The 20,931-nt window shown below is 63.7% G+C and carries 21 protein-coding genes; 12 read left to right on the forward strand and 9 right to left on the reverse strand.

Translation table 11 applies throughout. The features are described from left to right. Positions 1-314: 314 nt before the first annotated feature. Positions 315-1,430: an AI-2E family transporter gene (locus F6X42_RS14960; protein ID WP_187634967.1), complete on the reverse strand. Its 1,116-nt coding sequence runs from the start codon at positions 1,428-1,430 to the stop codon at positions 315-317. Positions 1,431-1,701: 271 nt separating this feature from the next. Here F6X42_RS14960 and F6X42_RS14965 point away from each other — a divergent pair, with 271 nt between their 5' ends. From F6X42_RS14965 to F6X42_RS14980, 4 genes are all read left to right on the forward strand, one after another. Further along, positions 1,702-2,916, forward strand: coding sequence for a DUF2863 family protein (locus F6X42_RS14965; protein WP_187634968.1), 1,215 nt, complete (start codon positions 1,702-1,704; stop codon positions 2,914-2,916). Between the two features lie 213 nt (positions 2,917-3,129). After that, on the forward strand, positions 3,130-4,011 hold the full coding sequence (locus F6X42_RS14970) for a response regulator transcription factor (protein WP_187634969.1): 882 nt from the start codon (positions 3,130-3,132) through the stop codon (positions 4,009-4,011). Positions 4,012-4,121: 110 nt separating this feature from the next. Beyond that, entirely contained in the window at positions 4,122-4,796 is a 675-nt protein-coding gene (locus tag F6X42_RS14975; RefSeq protein ID WP_187634970.1) for an energy-coupling factor ABC transporter permease, read from the forward strand. Positions 4,797-4,967: 171 nt separating this feature from the next. Continuing rightward, on the forward strand, positions 4,968-5,585 hold the full coding sequence (locus F6X42_RS14980; RefSeq protein ID WP_187634971.1) for a BspC domain-containing protein: 618 nt from the start codon (positions 4,968-4,970) through the stop codon (positions 5,583-5,585). A 110-nt stretch (positions 5,586-5,695) separates the two neighbouring features. Here the strand turns inward: F6X42_RS14980 and F6X42_RS14985 are convergent, their stop codons facing one another. Together F6X42_RS14985 and yaaA are read right to left on the reverse strand one after the other, a co-directional pair. Continuing rightward, positions 5,696-6,862: a M14 family metallopeptidase gene (locus tag F6X42_RS14985; protein ID WP_187634972.1), complete on the reverse strand. Its 1,167-nt coding sequence runs from the start codon at positions 6,860-6,862 to the stop codon at positions 5,696-5,698. Positions 6,863-6,913: 51 nt separating this feature from the next. Beyond that, on the reverse strand, positions 6,914-7,696 hold the full coding sequence (gene yaaA, locus F6X42_RS14990; RefSeq protein WP_187634973.1) for a peroxide stress protein YaaA: 783 nt from the start codon (positions 7,694-7,696) through the stop codon (positions 6,914-6,916). Positions 7,697-7,753: 57 nt separating this feature from the next. On the opposite strand from yaaA, the gene F6X42_RS14995 reads away from it, so the two are divergent. After that, positions 7,754-8,260, forward strand: coding sequence for a putative toxin-antitoxin system toxin component, PIN family (locus F6X42_RS14995; protein WP_187634974.1), 507 nt, complete (start codon positions 7,754-7,756; stop codon positions 8,258-8,260). Between the two features lie 183 nt (positions 8,261-8,443). Then, complete coding sequence (locus tag F6X42_RS15000; protein WP_187634975.1) at positions 8,444-9,616, forward strand: pyridoxal phosphate-dependent aminotransferase; 1,173 nt, start codon at positions 8,444-8,446, stop codon at positions 9,614-9,616. A gap of 109 nt (positions 9,617-9,725) precedes the next feature. Here the strand turns inward: F6X42_RS15000 and F6X42_RS15005 are convergent, their stop codons facing one another. After that, positions 9,726-10,373 carry a glutathione S-transferase family protein gene (locus F6X42_RS15005; RefSeq protein ID WP_187634976.1) on the reverse strand — a complete coding sequence of 216 codons (648 nt, stop codon included), beginning with the start codon at positions 10,371-10,373 and terminating at the stop codon, positions 9,726-9,728. Positions 10,374-10,500: 127 nt separating this feature from the next. Here F6X42_RS15005 and F6X42_RS15010 point away from each other — a divergent pair, with 127 nt between their 5' ends. The 6 genes from F6X42_RS15010 (at position 10,501) to F6X42_RS15035 (ending at position 16,851) form a co-directional block, all read left to right on the forward strand. Then, positions 10,501-12,057: a 3-hydroxyacyl-CoA dehydrogenase gene (locus F6X42_RS15010; RefSeq protein WP_187634977.1), complete on the forward strand. Its 1,557-nt coding sequence runs from the start codon at positions 10,501-10,503 to the stop codon at positions 12,055-12,057. Then, positions 12,054-12,842: an oxepin-CoA hydrolase, alternative type gene (locus tag F6X42_RS15015; protein WP_187634978.1), complete on the forward strand. Its 789-nt coding sequence runs from the start codon at positions 12,054-12,056 to the stop codon at positions 12,840-12,842. Before F6X42_RS15010 ends, F6X42_RS15015 begins: the two co-directional genes overlap by 4 nt. A gap of 21 nt (positions 12,843-12,863) precedes the next feature. Then, complete coding sequence (locus F6X42_RS15020; RefSeq protein ID WP_187634979.1) at positions 12,864-13,580, forward strand: histidine phosphatase family protein; 717 nt, start codon at positions 12,864-12,866, stop codon at positions 13,578-13,580. 20 nt (positions 13,581-13,600) lie between these two features. Continuing rightward, complete coding sequence (locus F6X42_RS15025; RefSeq protein ID WP_187634980.1) at positions 13,601-14,707, forward strand: phosphotransferase; 1,107 nt, start codon at positions 13,601-13,603, stop codon at positions 14,705-14,707. A gap of 57 nt (positions 14,708-14,764) precedes the next feature. Further along, positions 14,765-16,024 carry an acyl-CoA dehydrogenase family protein gene (locus tag F6X42_RS15030; protein WP_187634981.1) on the forward strand — a complete coding sequence of 420 codons (1,260 nt, stop codon included), beginning with the start codon at positions 14,765-14,767 and terminating at the stop codon, positions 16,022-16,024. 125 nt (positions 16,025-16,149) lie between these two features. Then, positions 16,150-16,851 (forward strand): glutathione binding-like protein, encoded by a 702-nt coding sequence (locus F6X42_RS15035; RefSeq protein WP_187634982.1) that lies wholly within the window; start codon positions 16,150-16,152, stop codon positions 16,849-16,851. 99 nt (positions 16,852-16,950) lie between these two features. Here F6X42_RS15035 and F6X42_RS15040 read toward each other — a convergent pair whose 3' ends face one another. The 5 genes from F6X42_RS15040 to F6X42_RS15060 are packed head-to-tail and all read right to left on the reverse strand — an operon-like array spanning position 16,951 to position 20,749. Next, a complete protein-coding gene (locus F6X42_RS15040) occupies positions 16,951-17,451 on the reverse strand; it encodes a MaoC family dehydratase (RefSeq protein ID WP_187634983.1) in 501 nt (166 codons plus the stop codon). Then, a complete protein-coding gene (locus F6X42_RS15045; protein ID WP_187634984.1) occupies positions 17,448-17,906 on the reverse strand; it encodes a MaoC family dehydratase in 459 nt (152 codons plus the stop codon). Before F6X42_RS15045 ends, F6X42_RS15040 begins: the two co-directional genes overlap by 4 nt. 33 nt (positions 17,907-17,939) lie before the next feature. Further along, entirely contained in the window at positions 17,940-19,067 is a 1,128-nt protein-coding gene (locus F6X42_RS15050; RefSeq protein WP_187634985.1) for an acyl-CoA dehydrogenase family protein, read from the reverse strand. 11 nt (positions 19,068-19,078) lie between these two features. Continuing rightward, positions 19,079-20,275, reverse strand: coding sequence for an acyl-CoA dehydrogenase family protein (locus F6X42_RS15055; protein WP_187634986.1), 1,197 nt, complete (start codon positions 20,273-20,275; stop codon positions 19,079-19,081). 48 nt (positions 20,276-20,323) lie between these two features. After that, positions 20,324-20,749 (reverse strand): DUF1178 family protein, encoded by a 426-nt coding sequence (locus F6X42_RS15060; RefSeq protein ID WP_187634987.1) that lies wholly within the window; start codon positions 20,747-20,749, stop codon positions 20,324-20,326. Between the last annotated feature and the right edge of the window lie 182 nt (positions 20,750-20,931).

Raw genomic sequence — 20,931 nt, forward strand, 5'->3', positions numbered from 1 at the left:
CGCACCGCGCATCAAGCGCCCACACTTATCGGCTGTTAGTTTTTAAAGATCGTTCCGCCCAACCCGCAGCACCTGCACCACAACCACCGGCACCGCTTCGTTTGCGTCGCTGCATCTGCAGCAGAGAAGCGAGATTATGGAGAACTTCCTTCGGATCGTCAACAGGTTTTTATCACTCGCCTGACCTGCCCACGCCGCTGAAACCCCCGCCATCCAAGGCTTCCCGCTTCTCCGTGCCCCGGCGTCCGGAGCACGAAAGAGCGGAATTCTAGTCGCCGCAGTTCGAACATGCAAGCGAAATCCAAGGGTTTTCCTTAGGGCGCCTTTCCGATGCGACCCGGATCGTCTATCACCGGCGTTTTCGCCTCCGGCGACAGAGTCTGCGCGGCGGACGCGCCGATAGTCCAGTCATGCAACACGGTATAAGCGACCGCCAGCAACGTAGGGCCGATGAAAACACCAAGGAAACCAAACGCTAGCGCGCCGCCCAGAATACCGAGCATCACCAGAATCAACGGCATGTCGCTGTTCTTGCCGATCAGGATCGGCTTGATGACGTTGTCGGCCATGCCAACTACCAGCACGCCCCATATGACCAGAAAAATCGCCCATCCGGTCGAGCCACCCTGATACAGCCAGATCGCCGCGGGCAACCAGACAATGACCGGACCGCCCGGTACCACCGACAGAAAAAACGTAGCGAGCCCGAGCAATGCCGGCGCCGGTACGCCCGCCATCCAGCAGCCGAATCCCGCGAGAACCGCCTGCACAAGGGCCGTACCAAGAATCCCGTAGACCACGCCCTTCACCGTGCTGCCCGCCAGCGCCAGCAGATACTCGGCGCGCTCACCGGCGACTCGACGCATGCCTGCGTTCAGCCATGCGGCCGCCCCTTCGCCACCGGTATAAAAGAAGAACGCGAGCACGATGCTCAACGCCAGTAGCCCCAGTCCATGCGTCACCGCAAGCGCCGCCGCCAGAATCCACTTGCCGGCCGGCGCGGCGAGAGTGCGCACTTGCGCGATCAACTCGGAATTGCTGCTGGTCACGCGCTCCCAAAAGGCCTCGATGCTCGAACCAACCAGCGGGATCCGCTGCACCCACGGCGGCAGATCGGGCAACCCCGAGTCGAAAAGTCTTTGCACCAGCGCCACGATATCGTGAACATGCGCGCCGAACGCGAAACCCGCATAGACGAATGGCCCGAGCACCACGACCAGAATGATCAGCACGATCAAGGTTGCGGCCAGCTTGCGCCGCCCGCCAACCACGCGGGTGAGTCGCCGGTAGAGTCCCCAGGAACTGTAGCTGAGGATGGCCCCCCACAACAGCGCGGTCGTGAAAGGCGCCAGTACCAGCAACGACCCGCCCACCAGCACAATCAACGCGAATACCGCGGCAAGTCGTTCGATCAGTTGGTCCGATTTCACGATGAATCTCCTATTGCGCCAGATCGTGGCAATGAAATGACACACGCCCGCCAGGCGCCCCACTGAACGCCGCCAGCATAGAAGCGAGTCGGACGTCCGAGGGTGTCTTATACCATCAGGCCAAGGCAAGATGCGTCGCGTGCGACGTGCCGGTGGCAAACACCTTTTCGAGATGAAAGCGCCCGAATCAGCCGGAGATTGCCGACCAACCGATATAGCTGCCTGGAAAAGACTACAATCTAAGGTTCCGTGCCCCCAATTTCCTGGATTTATGCGCTCGCGAATCGCCAAACGTCTCCCTCCCGACGCCGACAAGCTCGTCGGTCTCTCGCTCGCGCTTTTCGCGTCGGGCAGCCGTACCGAAGATCGCTTCTGGGAAGCGAAGCTCGACGCGCTGCTGGCCAAAATCGTGCGCAACGCCAACCAGACTACGCTGGACGCCGCGCTCGACCATCTGCAGCAAAACCATCCCGATGCCTACGGTGCGCTGGCCGACATGGCGGAAACGCACAGCGAATCGTTCGTGATCGAACACGAAGGCGTGTCTTACGAAGCGCTGCTGATCGCCGCGCCCGTGCTCGCCTGGACCCGCTACGTGATTCCGTCCGGCCCCCTCAAGTCCGACGCCGCCGACGTCCTGCGCGCGCACCTGCAGGCGCACGTGCTCGCCGCCAACACGCGCGTGGCAATGGCTCCGTTCCTGTACAGCATCGACCAGTTACCGCGCCATCACGTCGAAACGTGGCGCATCGCCCAGCAACTCGCGCAAGCCGCGCTCAGCGGCGGCAACGCGAAGCTAAACTTCGGCGAACTGCCGGAGACCTCGCCGATCCTGGCGGACCCGCGCTTTCTGCTAGCAGTAGTCGCCGCACCCATCGGCGAAGCGACGTTCCGCTGGCAGGAAGAAGAGCACGGCACTCGCATCGAGCGCGGCCAATGTCTGGAGCAATGGGCCACGCAAGGCGGCGCGAATCTGTCGGTCGTGCTGCCGGGCTGCGAATTTGAATGCCTGCTGCCGGATGCGTACTACTCCGCCTGCCGCGACGCCGACGAAAGTGTGCGTCCGCACACCGTGCGTACCGCCGTGCGTTATCTTTTCGACACAATTGGCGCGGCGCCGCAGGACCTGCGCGCGGTGGTCGCCGGCTTCGGCGAACGGCGCATCGACGAGTACCGCGTCGGCTTCACGCGCAAGGGCAGCAACGACGTGATCTACGGGGTGGTGTGGCCACTCTACGGCCGCGAAAACGGCGAGCCGGGCATCGACGAGGAGCCGGAGGAAATCACCGGATCGGACGAGCCGCTCGAGGAAATCGTCGCATTGCTCAAGGAAACCGGCATCACAGATGTGCGCCGCCACGCGGGCCGCTTCGAGCCGGAATATTGCGACGACTGCGGCGTGCCGCTGTATGCGGACCCGCTCGGCGAAATCGTCCATGCGGAAATGCCCGAGGACGCTGAACCCGCGCAACCCCATTTCCATTGATCCCGACGTCGACATCACACCTTATCGCGAAAAAGCCCCGTCCATGCGGGGCTTTTTTTGTCGAATGTCCGCCTTTCTTATGCCTTTTGGACAGCCGTCAAAACGAAGGGAATTTGTCATCATAGGCACGGCGACGCATCGCCGTGATCGAGTCAGCTTCACGAGTCCCACAGATGCGTCGCGCCATTTCGCCCGACACATCTGGAGACATGCATGCGCTTCGCGATTCTCAATTCAAACGCAGAACGACGTGATGGACTCAAGGCGCTGCTGCGGCAGATCGACCGGCTGGCGCGCTTCACCGAAGCCGACGAATGGCGTCTGCTAGAACGTCCGTTCAAGCGTTATCGGCCTGATCTTGTCGTGATCGACTGGGAGGACTGGATGTCGGTTGCGCAGGTTCGCGCGTTGCTCAGCCAGTTCCCCGACCTGCGCATCAGCGTGCTCACCGACGGGACCTTGCCAGCGCTCGTGCGGGCGCTGATGGACGAAGGGGTGCTCGGCGTCGTTCCACGCGACACCGATCCCTGTCTGATCGTGCGCGCATTGGAAATGGTGCTGCTCGGCGGTCACTACGTGCCGCCCGGCGCGCTCGCGATCGATCCGCCGCTGCCGACCGACACCACGATCCGTACATTCGATGAAGAAAGTCCTCCGCCCCGCCGCAACAAACTCTCGAGCGGACTGTCACCGCGGCAGGAGCAGATCATGCGCTGCGTGCACATGGGCAGCACCAACAAGATGATCGCGCGCACGCTCGGCATCAGCGAAGGCACGGTCAAGATCCACCTGACGAGCATATTCCAGCAACTCGGCGCGCCCAATCGCGCCGCCGCGGTCGCGCTTTACAACGGCTGGCTCACGAATCATTTGCAAGTTCTGCGCAACAACGGCGAGGACAGCGCGCGGCCTGTGATACGCGGGCAGCCTGGCCCGGTTCCGCTCCGGCGCCGCAACCACGGGCGCTTCCTGTACCCGTTGCCCGGCGGCGACACCAGTAGCGCGCTGCCGCTCGCTGCGGAGCCCACCAAGTCCTATGGCGAGGCCACACCCGGCGGACCCGCGCGGAAGTCGGTCCGGCCGGACTCCGCATGAGACGGGTCGCGGCGCGCACGGCTTGGAACATCCGCATGCGCGCAGGTTGACGGTGGGCTGGCATGGAATCCGCTCACACCTTTTGTCGTCCAACGAGTAATATGAGATTCATGGGTTTCCTCTACACACCGCTTCCGTTCTGGGTCGCTGTCGGTGGCTGGATTGCCACTGCGATGGCGGTCGCGCTCGCGCTGTGGAAAAACCCTTTCAAAAGACTTCAGGACGGCACGCTCCAGCATGTCTGGCTCGCCATAATCGTTGCGGTGTCGGTGCTGTGGGCGAGCAACGCCTGGCTCGACGACGGCACCGTGATGCACCTGCTCGGCGCCACGCTTGTCGTCACGCTGTTCGACTGGGGGCTCGCCCTGATCGCGATGGCGGTGGTCACGGGGCTGGCCGCCGTCGTCTTCGATGCACCCTGGCAGGGCATCGCGCTGACGTTCCTCGTATACGGCGCACTGCCCGTCGCCATCTCGACGTTGCTCCAGCGCATGTGCACCGCATGGCTGCCGCGCAATCTTTTCATGTTCATCTTCGGCCAGGGCTTCGTTTCGCCCGCCATCGCCGTGTCGTTGACCGCGGCGGCAGCGCTCGGCATTCATATAGCGGTCTCCGGCGGTTCGATGACTGTGGTGCCCATCGGCTACGCACTCAGCGTGCTGCTGCTCGCCACCGGCGAAGCATGGTTCACTGGCATGGCGACCGCGCTGATCGCGGTCTACCGTCCCGCGTGGGTTACCACGTACGATGTGCGGCGTTACCGGCTGGGAGGCCCGCGCACCTGAGCGCTTCGGGCTCGCGTGCGGTGCTCCTGTGATAATCGGCGCCTCGTCGTTGGAGGCTCTTCGGGCGGCCCCACGAGGACAAGATGTCAGAATATTTTTAGCGACATTGAACTCAACCCTTGCGCGGGGCATCTTATTTGCCTCATCTCCCATTTGCGTCTAAAGAACTAGATGGATCGCACCAATGTACCGCGCCGATTGCTGCGGGTGATCGGCCGGTTGGCAGCCTGCGCAGCGGGTCTCTCGCTCACCTGCGCGGCTCCCGCATTCGCTGATCAACTCGAACAGCACAACGACCTCGTCAACAGATTTATCACCGAAATGCACGCGGATCCGCTCGTCGCGGACTGCGCCGCGCATGGCGACTTTGTCGCGAGCACGTCGACCGCGTTCGACCACGTCGAATTTCCGTCCAGTTCGTTCGACAGCGCGCACTCGTCGGTCACGCCGTGGAACGACTCGTTCGACGAAGGCAAGCAGCGCGTCAAGGTGGACAGCATCGTCACCGTCGAGGGCGTCGGCGTGCGCCAGAACAGCTCGGCCGAGCCGGCCGAGCTGAAATTCCGCTGCGGCTATGTCGGCTCGCAGATGCTCGCGTTCAGCTGGAACGATCCAGTGCCGCCGAACCGTGCGCATAGCGAGGGATCCGGCAAGCACAAAGGCGGCAAAGGCAAGCACGCCGTCGGCGGCAAGACGCCGAAGAAGTCGTCGAAGACAGGCTCGGGTCAATCGTCGCGCGCAACGTCGAGCAAATCGGCAAACAAGACCTCGAAGAAAAAGAGTCAATAACATCTGGCGCTGATCGACTCACGCCGGTCGTCCGATCAGTCGCCGCAATAAAAAAGAGGCACGCACTTTTTCAGTGCGCGCCTCTTTTTTGCGACCATCCGTCCGCTTCTTCAGGCGAACGTCTCCACGTGATGCAGAATCGCCTGCAACATTGCGGCGCCCAGCGATGCGCTGCGCTCGCCGTTCCAGCCCACCCGCTCGTCGGGCAGATTCGCGTTGTCCTTGAACGGCATTTCCAACGTCAACGACAGACAGCCGAATTCGTTGCCGATGTACTTCGACGCAAGCTTCAATGCATCCTCGCGATACTTGCTCGGCGCATAGCCATACTCGTCCTGAAAATCCGGACTTGCGTGCTTGAACGCCTCGATGAACGCCTTCTGCTCGCGCCCCTGCCGCTCGGTGAAGCCCGGCAGCATTTCGGAACCCGCGACGAATACGTACGGCAGCGCCTCGTCGCCATGAACGTCGAAGAACAGGTCGCAACCCGTCGCATGAATCGCGTCACGCACCGCCAGCACCTCGGGACTGCGCGCGGCATCCGGCTCCATCCATTCGCGATTCAGGTTCGCGCCGGCCGCATTGGTGCGCAGATTGCCGCGCACGCTGCCGTCCGGATTCATGTTCGGCACGATGTGGAACACCGCGTGATCGTAAAGCTTGCGCGCGACCGGATCGCCCGCCCAATCGCCCCAACCCACCAGGCGCTTCACGAACCCTTCGATAAACCATTCAGCCATCGTCTCGCCCGGATGCTGGCGGGCGATCAGCCAGATGTTCTGTTTCGGCGTGGCGCTGACGGCATCGTCCGCCGGCGGCGTGCCGAGCGTGAGCAGCGAGATCGGTCGTCCTTCGACGGTCTTGCCGAGCTCGGTCAGCGACGCGTGCGGCATCTGCTGCACGGCGCCGAGAAACTCGGCATGGCGTTCCTCGCTATACGGTTCGAAGTATGCGTAATAGATGCTGTCGAAATCAGGCGTGTGGTCGATCGTCAGTACGCGGCCGTCGTACGAGGTCGGCACGCGGAACCAGTTCACGCGGTCATAACTCGCGACTGCCCGATAATCGTGCCAGCCCTCCGCGAACGCGCACGCGGCGGCATTCTCGAAGCTCATCACGCAGCGCTCGCCCGCCGCGCCCGACAGACGGAAATAGAACCACTGCGCGAACTCGGCGTGGCTGTCGGACCGCACGCGCAGGCGAATATCGCCGGCGTCCTCGCAGGACAGCACATCAATCGCGCCTGCGTCGAAATTGCTCGTAATCGATAACGTCATGAAAGTCTTCCCTGCCTGAATTCACGCTGCCGGTTCAGCGCAGCGGCACGCTTATTCCGCAACGCGGCGGCGAAATACGAAAGTGGAGTCGTTCGAGGCTTCGGCGCTGAACGCATAGCCTTCGGTGTCGAAGGCCCTCAACTGCTCGGGACGATCGAGGCGGTTTTCCACCGCGAAACGCGCCATCAAGCCTCGCGCCCGTTTTGCATGGAAGCTGATGATCTTGTAGCGGCCACCCTTCCAGTCTTCGAACACCGGCGTGACGACCGGCGCGTCGAGCAGCTTCGGCTTGACCGACTTGAAGTACTCGCCCGACGCGCAATTGACCAGCACGCGCGAGGCTGCCGCATTCTTCTTCAACTGCGCGTTCAATGCGTGCGTGATCCGCTCGCCCCAGAACGCGTACAGATCCTTGCCGCGCGGGTTGGCCAGGCGCGTGCCCATTTCGAGCCGGTACGGTTGCAGCAGGTCGAGCGGACGCAACAGGCCATAGAGGCCCGACAGCACTCGAACGTGATTCTGCGCATAGTCGAGATCGGCCGACGACAACGTCTTCGCATCGAAACCTTCGTACACGTCGCCGTTGAAAGCGAGCACCGCCTGCTTGGCGTTGTGCGCGCCGAATTGCTGTGACCAGTCCGCGTAACGCTGAAAATTGAGGTGCGCGAGCTGATCGGAAATGCTCATCAGCGAAGCAATCTGTTGTGGCGATAAACGGCGCAGGCCGCTGATCAACTCGGCGGCGTCATCGACGAAATCGGGGATCGTGTGCTTTTTGACGTGCGGCGGGGTGTCGTAGTCGAGCGATTTCGCCGGCGACAGAACGATTATCATAGAGGCTTGCAGGCACGCCGTGCCTGACGGTCAAAGACGAAAGCCCGATTGTAACGAATGCCAGGTTCCCTCGCCTCAAGCGGCGCGTTGCGCGTCGTACTCGATTCCAATGTGTGGATCGATATTCTCGTATTCGACGACCCGCACACGCGGCCGATCGCCGCCGCGCTCGAGAGCGGCGCGCTCGCCGCGCTGATCGACGCGCGCTGCCTCGCCGAACTCAGCTACGTGCTCGACTATCCGCAGTTTGCGCATCGCAACGTCGACAAAGCCGCTGCGCTCGCGATCGTCGCGCAGCTCGCGCAACGGGTCGAGCCGCCCGGGCCGACCGAGTCCGCCGGCGACTCCCGGCCGCTGCCCCAATGCAAGGATCGCGACGACCAGAAGTTTCTCGAACTCGCGCATGCAGCGAAGGCCGACTGGCTCGTGTCGAAAGACCGCGCGGTCCTGAAGCTCGCCAAGCGGATCGCGCGCGATTTCGGCTTCCAGATCGCGCAACCGGCCCCGTTCGTCGCGGCGGTCGGCATCGCGCAGAATGCCGGCGGCGAGCCCGTCACCGCGTGAATCCGCTCACCCGCACTTCACGTCGAGCCGAGCGCAATTTGACGGCTCATCGCGAGCCGGCCGGACCGTCAACGTGAAACCCGCGGCGCGCACAGCGTGTTGGGATTCCCTACAATCAGTCTTCGCCCTTCGCAACGACAGTTCGAGAACCGGCCCACCTATCGCCCTGCTACCCACGACGCCATGAACGCATCGCACGACACGCCCAGGATGCCCACGTTTCCGTCTCGCCTGCCGAACGTCGGCACGACGATTTTCACCCTGATGAGCGCGCTCGCCGCGGAAAAAGGCGCGGTGAATCTGGGTCAGGGCTTTCCCGACTTCGCCTGCGATCCGCGCATCGTCGACGCGGTCGCGAACGCGATGCGCGACGGCCACAACCAATATCCGCCGATGGCCGGCGTGCTGCCGCTGCGTCAGGCGATCTCGGACAAGATCGCGAATCTGTACGGCCGCCGCTATGACGCGAACAGCGAAATCACGGTCACCGCGGGCGCCACGCAGGCGTTGCTGACCGCAATTCTTTGCACCGTCCATCCGGGCGACGAAGTGATCCTGATCGAACCGACCTACGACAGCTATCTGCCGTCGATCGAACTAGCGGGCGGCAAGCCGGTCTTCGTCACGCTCGACGCACCCGACTACGCGATCCCGTTCGACAAGCTCGCCGCCGCGATCACGCCGAAGACGCGACTCATCATGATCAATACGCCGCACAATCCGACCGGCACGGTGTGGCGCGAACAGGACACGCGCAAGCTCGAGGAAATCGTGCGCGGCACCAACGTGCTGATTCTGTCCGACGAGGTGTATGAGCACATGGTCTACGACGGCGCACCGCATCAAAGCGTCGCGCGTTATCCGGAACTCTCGCAGCGCAGCTTCGTCGTGTCGAGCTTCGGCAAGACCTACCACGTGACCGGCTGGAAAGTCGGCTATGTGGCCGCGCCCGCTGCGCTCACCGCCGAGTTCCGCAAGGTGCACCAGTTCAACGTGTTCACCGTCAACACGCCGATGCAGGTCGGCCTTGCCGATTACATGAAGGACCCCGGGCCCTACGTGGATCTGCCGGCGTTTTATCAGCAGAAGCGCGACTTCTTCCGCACGGGCCTCGCGAATTCGCGCTTCCGGTTGCTGCCGTGCACGGGCACGTATTTTCAGTGCGTCGACTATTCGGCGATCAGCGACCTGCCCGAAGCCGAATTCGCCCAATGGCTGACCGGCGAGATCGGCGTGGCCGCGATTCCGGTCTCGGCGTTCTATCACGAGGCGCACGAGTCGGGCGTGGTGCGCTTCTGCTTCGCCAAGCAGGAAAGCACCCTCGCCACCGCGCTCGAACGGCTCGCGCAGCTCTAGGATGCTCCGCGCGATGTCACGAACGAATCCACGTTCCTTGTCATCGCGCTGCGCGGCATGGCTGTGCGCTGCACACCCTTGCGCGTTTCACCACACTGCGGTCTTTCCGTCAGGACGCGCGCGACGCCGCGACGCAGGCCTTGCGATCCTCGGTCACGCGCTGCGCCGCTGGTCGCGCGTTGATCGACTTGACGTAGCTCTTCCAGTCGATCCCCGCCTCGAGCAGAAAATCGCGGCCGTAAATGGTCTGTGTCGCCATGCCGACGAGCGGCAGGCTCACGTAGCCGGCGGCATCGGCGACGCTGAATTGCTCGCCGCACAGATACGGCGCGAACTTCGCGATCCGCCTGAAGCCGGCGATGTGATGCGTGAGCAACTTCTCGACGCGCCCTTTCGTCGCGTCGCTGACCGTGCCGCCGAAGAACGCTTCCTTATACAGATTGCGCACCGTCAGCTCGAGATGCACGTCGACGAAAAAGATCATTTCGCGTTCCTTGGCGGCCTGCCACGGATCGGCGGAAAAGATCCGCTTGTCGGCAAAACGCGCGGCCAGATATTCGACGATGCACTGCGACTCGCACAGATCGCCGTGCTCGGTCTGCAAATACGGCACCTTGCCGAGCGGCGAATGCGCGAGCAGCGCTTCTTCCTGGCTCGGCTTCACGAAATGCTCCTCGAACTCAATGCCATGTTCGAGCAGCACGAACTTGACCTTGTTGTAGTAGTTCGAAAGCGGGAAACCGCACAGCTTGATCATCGGGTGTCTCCTTGTGTCATCGTGTATGAGACCGCGCGTCGGAGTTGAAGCAGCGGCATTCCATCAAATCATCCGGGAAATTGCACGATCGTGCTATTCTGAAATAACCATGGAGTCGGGCATCACAATGAACTCTCGCAATTTCAGCATCGAGACCATCGGTATCGTCGGCACTGGCGCAATGGGTCGTGGCATCGCACAAATCGCGGCGCTCGCCGGCCTGCGCGTGCGACTCTACGATACCAACGCGGCGGCCGTCGGCGTCGCCCGCGACTATCTCGCGGAGACTTTCGCCAAATTGACGGCCAAAGGCAAGCTCGAGCAGTCGCGCTCGCTGGCCGCGCTCGCCAACGTGAGCGGCGTGCAGGCCGTCAGCGAGCTGGTCGGCTGCGATCTGGTCATCGAGGCGATCGTCGAAAGGCTCGACGTGAAGCAGGCACTGTTTCGCGAGCTCGAAACCGTGGTCAGCGGTCGCTGCATCCTCGCGTCGAATACGTCGTCGCTGTCGATCACCGCGATCGCCGCGGGCTGCACCGATCCGTCGCGCGTGGTCGGCTATCACTTCTTCAATCCGGTGCCGCTGATGAAGGTCGTCGAAGTGATCGACGGCCTGCGCAGCGACCCCGAGGCCGGCGACGCGCTGATGGATCTCGCGCGCCGCATGGGTCACACTCCGGTGCGCGCGAAGGACATGCCCGGCTTCATCGTCAATCACGCGGGCCGCGGCATGAATACCGAGGGCTTGCGCGTGGCGGGCGAAGGCGTCGCGAGCTTTGCGGACATCGACCGCATCATGCGCGAGCAGGCCGGCTTTCGGCTGGGACCGTTCGAGCTGCTGGACCTGACCGCGCTCGACGTGTCGCATCCGGTGATGGAGTCGATCTATCACCAGTTCTACGAAGAACCGCGCTATACGCCGTCGCCGATCACGGGCACGCGGCTGTCGGGCGGACTGCTCGGCCGCAAGACCGGCGAAGGTTTTTATCGATACGTGGACGGCAAGCAGCAGGTGCCCGCCGAAGCGCCCGCGCCGAGCGTGCTGCCGCAAAGCGTGTGGGTCAGCCAACGCTACCGCGACGCGTATGAGGCCGTGGTGCAACTGGTCGGCACAGCGGGCGTGAAGCTGGACGAAGGCGCGACGCCCGCCGCCGGTTCGCTGATCGTCGTGACGCCGTTCGGCCACGACGCGACCACGGCCGCGGTCGACGAAGCGCTCGACGCGAGCCGCGTCGTCGCGGTCGATGCTCTGTTCCCGCTCGTCGGCGCGCAACGCCGCACGCTGATGACCACGCCAGCCACGACGCGCCCCACGCGCGATAGCGCGCATGCGCTGTTCGCCGCCGATGGCATCCCCGTCACCGTGATCCGTGATTCGACCGGCTTCGTCGCGCAGCGGGTGGTCGCGACGATCGTCAACATCGGCTGCGACATCGCGCAAAAGCAGATCGCGACGCCGGAGGACATCGACCTCGCCGTCATGCTCGGCCTCGGCTATCCGCGCGGACCGCTCGCGCTCGGCGACGCGCTCGGCGCCGCCACCATTCTCACGATTCTGCGCAACATGCACAGCGTGCTCGGCGAGCCGCGCTACCGTCCGTCGCCGTGGCTCGCAAGACGCGCGCAGCTTGGCCTCTCGCTCACGCAGTGCGACGCCGCCGATATCCCAACCGAGACCCGATCATGAGCGCCGCCCTGCTCGCTTCACGCCCGGCCAGCAGCGAATCCACGCTGGTCCTTACGCTGTCGAACCCCGGTGCGCGCAACGCGCTGCATCCGGACATGTACGCCGCGGGCATCGAGGCATTCGATACCGTCGAGCGCGATCCGTCGATTCGCGCTGTCGTGATCACCGGTGCCGACAACTTCTTTTGCGCGGGCGGCAATCTGAACCGCCTGCTCGAAAATCGCGCGAAAGATCCGTCCGTGCAAGCCGATAGCATCGACATGCTCGGTCAATGGATTTCGGCGCTGCGGCTGTCGTCGAAACCGGTGATTGCCGCGGTGGAAGGCGCGGCGGCCGGCGCCGGATTTTCGCTCGCGCTCGCCTGCGATCTGATCGTCGCCGCGGACACCGCCAGGTTCGCGATGTCGTACGCGCGCGTCGGCCTGACGCCCGACGGCGGCGGCTCGTGGTTTCTCGCAGAGGCGCTGCCGCGTCAACTGGCCACCGAGGTACTGATCGAAGCCAAGCCGATCGGCGCCGCGCGTCTGCACGAACTCGGCGTCGTCAACCGACTCACGAAAGCCGGCACCGCGCTCGATAACGCGCTCGCCTGGGCCGACGAGCTCGGCGCGATTTCGCCCAATTCGGTCGCGCGCATCAAGGGGCTGATCGCCGCGGCCGGCACGCAGCCACTCGCGGACCATCTGCTCGCCGAGCGCGATCACTTCGTCGCGTCGCTGCATCATCGCGACGGTCTCGAAGGCATCACCGCGTTCCTCGAAAAACGCGCGCCGATCTACAAATAAGCGACGAGAGAGCCGCCCGACATGCCCGACTACCAACTGCCGAAACGGCGCCGCATCTTCCTGATGCGTCACGGCGACGTCACCTACTTCGACGACTCCGGCCGCGCGATCGATCCCGAAACCGTGCCGTTGAACGCGAACGGCCGCGAGCAGGCGAGCGCGGCGGGCCGCGTGTTCGCCGAACAGCAGGTGCGCTTTGACCGCGTGATCGTCAGCGGCTTGCCGCGCACGATCGAGACCGCGCGACGTGTGCTCGTCGAAACAGGTCAGCAAATCGAACCCGAGATCGAACCCGCATGGCAGGAGATTCGCGGCGGGCGGCTCGGCAGCATTCCTCCGAGCGATATCGAGGCAGCGTTTCTCGGCGTGTTCGACGGCATCGTGCCGGAGACCATGCGCTTTCTCGACGGCGAAACGATCGGCGAGCTGTTCGATCGCGTGCTGCCGGCCGTCGCGGCGCTACGCGAGGACACGTCGTGGGACACCGTGTTGCTGGTGCTGCACGGCGGCGTCAATCGCGCGATCCTGTCGCACGCGCTGACGGCGGGCGGCCGCACGTTTTTCGGTCATCTGGCGCAGGCGACCGGCTGCATCAATGCGCTCGACGTCGGCGCCGCGCCGCGCGACTGGGTGCTGCGCACGCTCAACTATTCACCGCCGTCGCCGTTGCACCGCGACGTTCGCAACACCACGATGGAAATCCTCTACGCTCAATTTATTCGATACCAGCGTAGCTGACACCGAACCGGAGGAGACACATGGCGCAAGCCCCGCAGACCGGCGAACCCGCACGCAAAAAGGACTACTCGGCTTTCGAGGGCACCCGCCCGGTCAACGAGCGGCAACGCTTCGACAACGACGCGCTCGCCGCGTGGCTCGGCGCCCATGTCGACGGTTTCGCGGGGCCGCTCACGCTCGAACAGTTCGCGGGCGGGCAATCCAATCCCACCTTCAAGCTGATCACGCCATCGCGCTCGTACGTGATGCGCGCGAAGCCCGGCCCCGCGGCGAAGCTGCTGCCGTCCGCGCATGCGATCGAACGCGAATATCGCGTGATGCACGCGCTCGCCGGCACCGACGTGCCGGTCGCCCACATGCTCGCGCTGTGCGAGGACGAAAGCGTAATTGGCCGCGCGTTCTACGTGATGGAGTTCGTCGAAGGTCGCGTGCTGTGGGATCAATCGCTGCCCGGCATGACGGCCGCCGAGCGCGCGGCGATCTATGACGAAATGAACCGCGTGATCGCGGCGTTGCACAGCGTCGACGTCGCCGCCGCCGGCCTCGCCGGCTACGGCAAACCAGGCAATTACTTCGCACGCCAGATCGGTCGCTGGAGCAAGCAGTATCTGGCGTCCGAGACCGAGCCCATCGACGCGATGCACCGGCTGATCGAATGGCTGCCGCAGCATATGCCGGCGGAGACGAACGAGCGTGTGTCTGTCGTGCATGGCGACTACCGGCTCGACAACCTGATCTTCGATCGCAACGAGCCGCGCGTGCTCGCGGTGCTCGACTGGGAACTGTCGACGCTCGGCAATCCGCTCGCCGACTTCGCTTATCACTGCATGGCGTGGCATGTCGATCCGGCGCAGTTCCGCGGCATTGCGGGACTCGATTGGGCCGCGCTCGGCATTCCCGATGAAGCGCGCTACGTCGAGCGTTATTGCCAACGCACCGGCTTCGAGATTCATGGCGACTGGAATTTCTATCTGGCCTACAACATGTTTCGCATCGCAGCGATTCTGCAAGGAATCATGAAGCGCGTCGTCGACGGTACCGCGTCGAGCGCGCAGGCACTTGATGCCGGCCGGCGCGCGAAGCCGATGGCCGAGCTCGCCTGGCATTACGCGCAGAAGGTTCTCTAGATACAAGGGCGCGCGCTGTTCCCCATCATTCGCAGTCCGTTACCCGCGAGGTCCCAGATGAATTTCGATTACACCCCGAAGGTCCAGGCGTTGCGCGAAAAACTGCTCGCCTTTGTCGACGAGCACATTTACCCGAACGAACAGGCGTTCTATGCGGAGATCGCGCGCAATCGCCAGAACGGCAACGCGTGGGTGCCGACAGAACTGATCGAGCAACTCAAGCAGAAGGCGCGCGACGTCGGCCTGTGGAATCTGTTCCTGCCGCAATCGGAGCGCGGCGCCGGGCTGACGAATCTCGAATACGCGCCGCTGTGCGAGATCATGGGCCGTGTGCCGTGGGCGCCCGAAGTGTTCAACTGCAACGCGCCGGACACCGGCAACATGGAGACGATCGAGCGCTATGGCAGCGAAGACAACAAGCGCGAGTGGCTCGAACCGCTGCTGCAAGGGCAGATCCGTTCGGCATTTCTGATGACGGAGCCGGAGGTCGCATCGTCGGATGCGACGAATATCCAGACCCGCATCGAGCGCGATGGCGACCATTACGTGATCAACGGTCACAAGTGGTGGTCGTCGGGCGCGGGCGATCCGCGCTGCAAGGTCTATATCGTGATGGGCAAGACCGATCCCGACGCTCCGCGCCACCAGCAGCAGTCGATGATCCTCGTGCCCGCCGACGCCACCGGCATTACCGTGCATCGCCCGCTCACGGTGTTCGGTTACGACGACGCGCCGCACGGCCACATGGAGATCACCCTCGACAACGTGCGCGTGCCCGCCACCAACATGCTGCTCGGCGAAGGCCGCGGCTTCGAGATCGCGCAAGGCCGCCTCGGTCCGGGACGCATCCATCACTGCATGCGCCTGATCGGTCTCGCGGAACGCGCGCTCGAATTGATGGCGAAGCGCTCGCTGCAACGTGTCGCGTTCGGCAAGCCGGTGGCGTCGCAAGGGGTCACGCAGGAGCGTCTCGCCGAGGCGCGCTGCATGATCGAGCAGGCGCGTCTGCTCACGCTGAAGACCGCGTACATGATGGACACCGTCGGCAACAAGGGCGCCCGCGGCGAGATCGCGATGATCAAGGTGGTCGCGCCGAACATGGCGTGTCAGGTGATCGATTGGGCGATTCAGGCTCATGGCGGCGGCGGCGTCAGCGACGATTTTCCGCTCGCGTATGCCTACGCGTCGGCGCGCACGCTGCGTTTCGCCGACGGCCCCGACGAAGTGCACCGCAACGCAATCGCGAAGCTCGAACTCGCGCGTCATATCGATGCGGGCGCGGCGGCTCGCGTGGAGATGCCGGTCACGCGCGTTTGAGTGCTTCGGCTCGCGGCGAGCGCGGAGCCTGAGCCCGCGGCAAGCAGCGTCGCGCGATCTATGCTCTAATTTTCGACAACGGCAGCGCCCTCTTTGCGGCGCCGCTTCGACGAAAAGGAGCCAGGATGATCGACGTCTATAGCTGGGCGACCCCGAACGGCCACAAGGTTCATATCATGCTCGAGGAAACGGGCCTACCCTACAACGTGCATGCCGTAAACATCGGCGCCGGCGACCAGTTCAAGCCGGAATTTCTCGCCATCAGTCCCAACAACAAGATTCCCGCGATCGTCGATTCCGAAGGTCCGAAAGGCGCCGACGGCCGGCCCCTCGCGCTATTCGAGTCGGGCGCGATCCTGATTTATCTGGCCGAGAAAACCGGCAAGTTTCTACCCACCGATCCGGCCGCGCGCTACGCGGCACTCCAATGGCTGATGTTCCAGATGGGCGGCCTCGGTCCGATGCTCGGGCAAACCCATCACTTCCGCGTGTACGCGCCCGAGCAGATCGAATACGCGGTCAATCGCTACACCAATGAAGCGCGACGTCTGTACGGCGTGATGGACACGCAACTCGGCAAGACACGTTACCTCGCGGGCAACGACTATACGATCGCGGACATCGCCGCGTTTCCGTGGACACGTTCGTGGAAAAATCAGGGCATCGAGCTCGATACGTTGCCGAACGTGAAGCGCTGGCATGAAGAGATCGCTGCGCGGCCGGCGGTGGTGCGCGGCGTCGACGTGCTCGCGTCGGCGCGCGCGCCGCTGACGGACGACAAGGCGAAAGAGGTCCTGTTTGGCGCGACGCAGTACGCGAAACACTAGCTTGAAGCCGCCTCGCCGACACGGGTCGACACAAACAGGAAGCGCGAGCGGCATGCCTGCCGTCTCGCGCTTTTTCATTTCATCTGCGAAGGGCAAACGCTAGAAGTAATGCCGCGTGATGAACTCCGCCACGCACACCGGTCGCTCGCTGCCCTGACGCTCCAGCGTCACGTTCCATGCGAGTTGCACGCCGCTATTGTCGACGTCGGTCACCGAATTCACCGCGAACTTCCCGCGCAGCGACGAACCCACCAGCACCAGCGATATGAAACGCACGCGATTCAAGCCGTAGTTGATTCCCATGCGCTGCTCGATCTTCACCGTTTTGCCGAGCAGAGCCGGAATCAGCGACAGTGTCAGAAACCCGTGCGCAACCGGCCCGCCAAACGGCGATTCGCGGTTGGCCCGCTCGGGATCGACATGAATCCATTGATGATCGCCGGTGGCCGCGGCGAAACGGTTGACCCTCTCCTGGTCGACGCTCAGCCATTCGCTGACGAGCGGCTCGGCGCCGATGAGCGCGCGCAAAGCGTCCGCATTATCGAAAACGGCTATTGCCGCCGTGTTTGCCGCCACGCTCGCCGCCGCGCTCGCCGTCATACCGCGACTCCGGGATTACGCAGACCGAACATGCCCTTCGAGCGCACCGTAATCACCGTTTCGCCGTGCTGATTGATGCCTTCCCAGCACGTCGACACGATGCCGCGGTCGGGCTTGCTTTCCGACACGCGCTTGTCGACGACGACGTTCATCATCGTGATCGTGTCGCCGACTCGTACCGGCTTGAGCCAGCGAATTTCGTCGATGCCGGGCGAACCCATCGACGTCGAATCCGCCAGTACCTTGCGCACGAGCATGCCCATCATCACCGAGCACGTGTGCCAGCCGCTCGCGACGAGGCCGCGAAACGGCGATTCGGCCGCGGCGGCTTCGTCGAGATGAAACGGCTGCGGATCGAACTTCTGCGCGAACTCGACGATCTCCTCGCGCGTGAACGTGTGCTTGCCGATTTCGCGGCTCGTGCCCACTTCCATGTCTTCGAAACTGATTTTCATCGTGTACCTCTTTTGTGCGGTGGAACGGCCCGATCAGTCTTCGGCGACGGCAAATCCGGGCAGCGTCGCAAACCGCGCGAGATGATGGTCGACGTCGCCGAGCGTGGTCTCGATGATCGCGAGACGCTTGAACAGATGCGCGGCCGCCACTTCGTTCGTGACACCCATGCCGCCATGCAACTGCACCGCCTGTTGACCGACGAAACGCGCGGCCTGGCCGACCCGAACCTTTGCCGCCGAGATTGCGCGACGGCGCTCGTTCGCGTCTTCACTCGGGTAGCGCATCGCGGCGAGATATGTGATCGACCGCGCCTGCTCCGCGTGGATCAGCATCTCGACCATGCGATGCTGCAACGCCTGGAAACGCGCGATCGGCTGGCCGAACTGCTGGCGCGTTTTCGTGTACTCGACAGTGGCGCGATTGAGCGCGTCGAGCGCGCCGATCGCTTCCGCGCACAGCAGCAGCGTGCCGTAGTCGGCGATCTGCTCGAGGGTCGCCGCTCCCGCATGTTTGCCGGCGAGCCGGCGTGCGGGCGTGCCGTTGAATTCGAGCGTCGCGGCGCGTTGACCGTCGATCGTGCGGTACTCGGTGAGCTTGACGCCGGCCGCGTGACGCGGGACGACAAAGAGCGCGATCTCGCCAGCGACGCGCGCCGGCACGATCCAGTCGTCGGCCTGCGCACCGTGCAGCACGACTGATTTGGTACCGCTCAGCGCGTGCTGCGCGCCCTGCCCGCTTGCGGTCGTGGCGACGTCGAACAGATCGTAGCGCGCGTGCGGCTCGTGAAACGCCACGGCCAGTTTGGCTTCGCCCCTGGCCGCCCGTTCGAGCAGCGCGGCATCTTCGCCGTCGCCGGTGCCGGCAAGTCGCAGCGCTTCGATGCCGACCGCGGTCGCCCAATACGGCTCGACGACGAGCGCGCGGCCAAGCTCCTGCATGACCACGAGCATGTCGATCGGACCGCCGTTGAAGCCGCCCTGCGCTTCGGGCACCGGCAACGCGGTCAGCCCCAGTTCGGTGAACGCAGCCCAGTGCGCAGCCGATACCCCCGCCTCCGAGCGCACGATCTGCTGGCGCGCTTCGAAGCCGTAGCTCTTCTCGAGATAGCGGCGCAGCGTGTCGGCAAATTGCTGCTGTTCGTCGTTAAAAGTGAAGTCCATGGCGCCGCTCCTCAAAGTCCGAGAATCATCTGCGCGATGATGTTCTTTTGAATTTCGTTCGAGCCGCCGTAAATCGACGTCTTGCGGAAGTTGAAGTAATACGCGGCAAGCGGCGCGGCATCGTCGTCGCCGGCGAGACTGTGCTCGCGTTCGCCTTCGAGGAATGGCACGTCGAACGGCGCGGCAAGCGGGCCGATCGCTTCGAACATCAGTTCGGTGAGCCCTTGCTGCACTTCGGTGCCCTTGATCTTTAGCATCGACGCTTCCGGGCCCGGGCCGCGCCCGCCCGCCTCGTTGGCCACCACGCGTTGCACGGTGACTTCGAGCGCCATCAACTCGATCTCGAGACTCGCGACCTTCGCCGCAAACACCGGATCGTGCAGCAGCGGCTTGCCGTTCTCCTTCTGATCTAGCGCGACGCGCTTGAGAAACGCCAGTTCACGCTTCGACGCACCGACTCGCGCAATGCCGGTACGCTCATGCCCGAGCAGATATTTCGCATACGTCCAGCCGCGATTTTCTTCGCCGACCAGATTGTCGACCGGTACTTTGACGTCCTCGAAGAACACTTCGTTGACTTCGTGATCTTCGTCGAGCGTGATGATCGGCCGCACGGTGATGCCCTGCGTTTTCATATCGATCAGCAGGAACGAGATGCCCTCCTGCTTTTTGGCGCCGCTGTCGGTGCGCACCAGACAGAACATCATGTCGGCGTGCTGGCCAAGCGTGGTCCATGTCTTCTGACCGTTGACCACGTAATGGTCACCGACGCGTTCGGCGCGGGTGCGCAACGACGCAAGGTCGGAGCCCGACCCCGGTTCCGAATAACCCTGACACCACCAGTCCGTACCGTCGAGAATCCGCGGTAGGTAATGGCGCTTCTGCGCCTCGTTGCCATACTTCATCAGCACCGGCGCGACCATCGACACCCCGAAAGGCAGCACGGAAGGTGCGCCGAGACGCGCGCACTCCTCTTCCCAGATATGCCGTTGCGTCGCGTCCCAGCCGGGGCCGCCGTATTCGCGCGGCCACGCGAGCGCCGACCAGCCCCGCGTGCCGAGCAGCCTGTGCCAGCTTGCGAAGTCTTCGCGGGAAAGACGTTTGTGATTGAGAACCTTGTCGCTCAGCTCGCGAGGCAGATTCGCTTCGAGCCAAGCGCGGATGTCGGCGCGGAACGCGTCTTCAGCGGGGGAATAGTCCAGATTCATGCGTAGTGTCTCCTGGCCGCCACCACCCGGCCGCCTGGAGTCACCGCGCTATTGCAGTGGTTCCTTCAGCGCAGCCGGGACCGGCAGCGGCATCACTTCGATGCCTTCCTCGACCAAGGCGCGCGCATCTTCCGGTGTCGTGACACCGCGAATGCTGCGCGCGGGCGCTTCGTTGTAGTGAATGCGCCGCGCTTCCTCGGCGAAGCGGTCGCCCACGTTCTCAGTCTTCTCCAGTACCTCGCGCAGCGCTCGCATCATCTGCGCCTGCATTTGCTCCGCGCGCGCGGGCGCCTCCGAGTCGCTCGCACCCGACAGATTCAGACGCGGTGCCGACGGCAAACGGCTCACCTCGGTCGCACCGCAGATCGGACATTCGACGAGCTTGCGGGACTGCTGCGACTCGAAGTCATCAGCCGAAGCGAACCACCCTTCGAACCGATGGCCATGCGGACACTGTAAATCGAGGACCTTCATGTGGAATCAGGGCTTGCGTGCCAGTTTAGCGCAAAATGGAAATTTGTGAACGGTCGTTCGTAAAACTTCAGGGCTACCGCGCAGCCGCCAGTTGCTGCCAGGGAATATGACGCGGGTGGGCGATTTTAACGCTTTACGGCATGTGCTGCCGATGGCGACCCAGCGCCTAGGCCGCACCACAT

Source organism: Paraburkholderia podalyriae, assembly GCF_014397785.1.
Classification (GTDB): domain Bacteria; phylum Pseudomonadota; class Gammaproteobacteria; order Burkholderiales; family Burkholderiaceae; genus Paraburkholderia; species Paraburkholderia podalyriae.

Bases quoted from the DNA above. Each gene is read 5' to 3' on its own strand.
- F6X42_RS14965 (WP_187634968.1), top strand. From the start codon at position 1,702: ATGCGCTCGCGAATCGCCAAACGTCTCCCTCCCGACGCCGACAAGCTC.
- F6X42_RS14970 (WP_187634969.1), top strand. From the start codon at position 3,130: ATGCGCTTCGCGATTCTCAATTCAAACGCAGAACGACGTGATGGACTC.
- F6X42_RS14975 (WP_187634970.1), top strand. From the start codon at position 4,122: ATGGGTTTCCTCTACACACCGCTTCCGTTCTGGGTCGCTGTCGGTGGC.
- F6X42_RS14980 (WP_187634971.1), top strand. From the start codon at position 4,968: ATGGATCGCACCAATGTACCGCGCCGATTGCTGCGGGTGATCGGCCGG.
- F6X42_RS14985 (WP_187634972.1), bottom strand. From the start codon at position 6,862: ATGACGTTATCGATTACGAGCAATTTCGACGCAGGCGCGATTGATGTG.
- yaaA (WP_187634973.1), bottom strand. From the start codon at position 7,696: ATGATAATCGTTCTGTCGCCGGCGAAATCGCTCGACTACGACACCCCG.
- F6X42_RS14995 (WP_187634974.1), top strand. From the start codon at position 7,754: ATGCCAGGTTCCCTCGCCTCAAGCGGCGCGTTGCGCGTCGTACTCGAT.
- F6X42_RS15000 (WP_187634975.1), top strand. From the start codon at position 8,444: ATGAACGCATCGCACGACACGCCCAGGATGCCCACGTTTCCGTCTCGC.
- F6X42_RS15005 (WP_187634976.1), bottom strand. From the start codon at position 10,373: ATGATCAAGCTGTGCGGTTTCCCGCTTTCGAACTACTACAACAAGGTC.
- F6X42_RS15010 (WP_187634977.1), top strand. From the start codon at position 10,501: ATGAACTCTCGCAATTTCAGCATCGAGACCATCGGTATCGTCGGCACT.
- F6X42_RS15015 (WP_187634978.1), top strand. From the start codon at position 12,054: ATGAGCGCCGCCCTGCTCGCTTCACGCCCGGCCAGCAGCGAATCCACG.
- F6X42_RS15020 (WP_187634979.1), top strand. From the start codon at position 12,864: ATGCCCGACTACCAACTGCCGAAACGGCGCCGCATCTTCCTGATGCGT.
- F6X42_RS15025 (WP_187634980.1), top strand. From the start codon at position 13,601: ATGGCGCAAGCCCCGCAGACCGGCGAACCCGCACGCAAAAAGGACTAC.
- F6X42_RS15030 (WP_187634981.1), top strand. From the start codon at position 14,765: ATGAATTTCGATTACACCCCGAAGGTCCAGGCGTTGCGCGAAAAACTG.
- F6X42_RS15035 (WP_187634982.1), top strand. From the start codon at position 16,150: ATGATCGACGTCTATAGCTGGGCGACCCCGAACGGCCACAAGGTTCAT.
- F6X42_RS15040 (WP_187634983.1), bottom strand. From the start codon at position 17,451: ATGACGGCGAGCGCGGCGGCGAGCGTGGCGGCAAACACGGCGGCAATA.
- F6X42_RS15045 (WP_187634984.1), bottom strand. From the start codon at position 17,906: ATGAAAATCAGTTTCGAAGACATGGAAGTGGGCACGAGCCGCGAAATC.
- F6X42_RS15050 (WP_187634985.1), bottom strand. From the start codon at position 19,067: ATGGACTTCACTTTTAACGACGAACAGCAGCAATTTGCCGACACGCTG.
- F6X42_RS15055 (WP_187634986.1), bottom strand. From the start codon at position 20,275: ATGAATCTGGACTATTCCCCCGCTGAAGACGCGTTCCGCGCCGACATC.
- F6X42_RS15060 (WP_187634987.1), bottom strand. From the start codon at position 20,749: ATGAAGGTCCTCGATTTACAGTGTCCGCATGGCCATCGGTTCGAAGGG.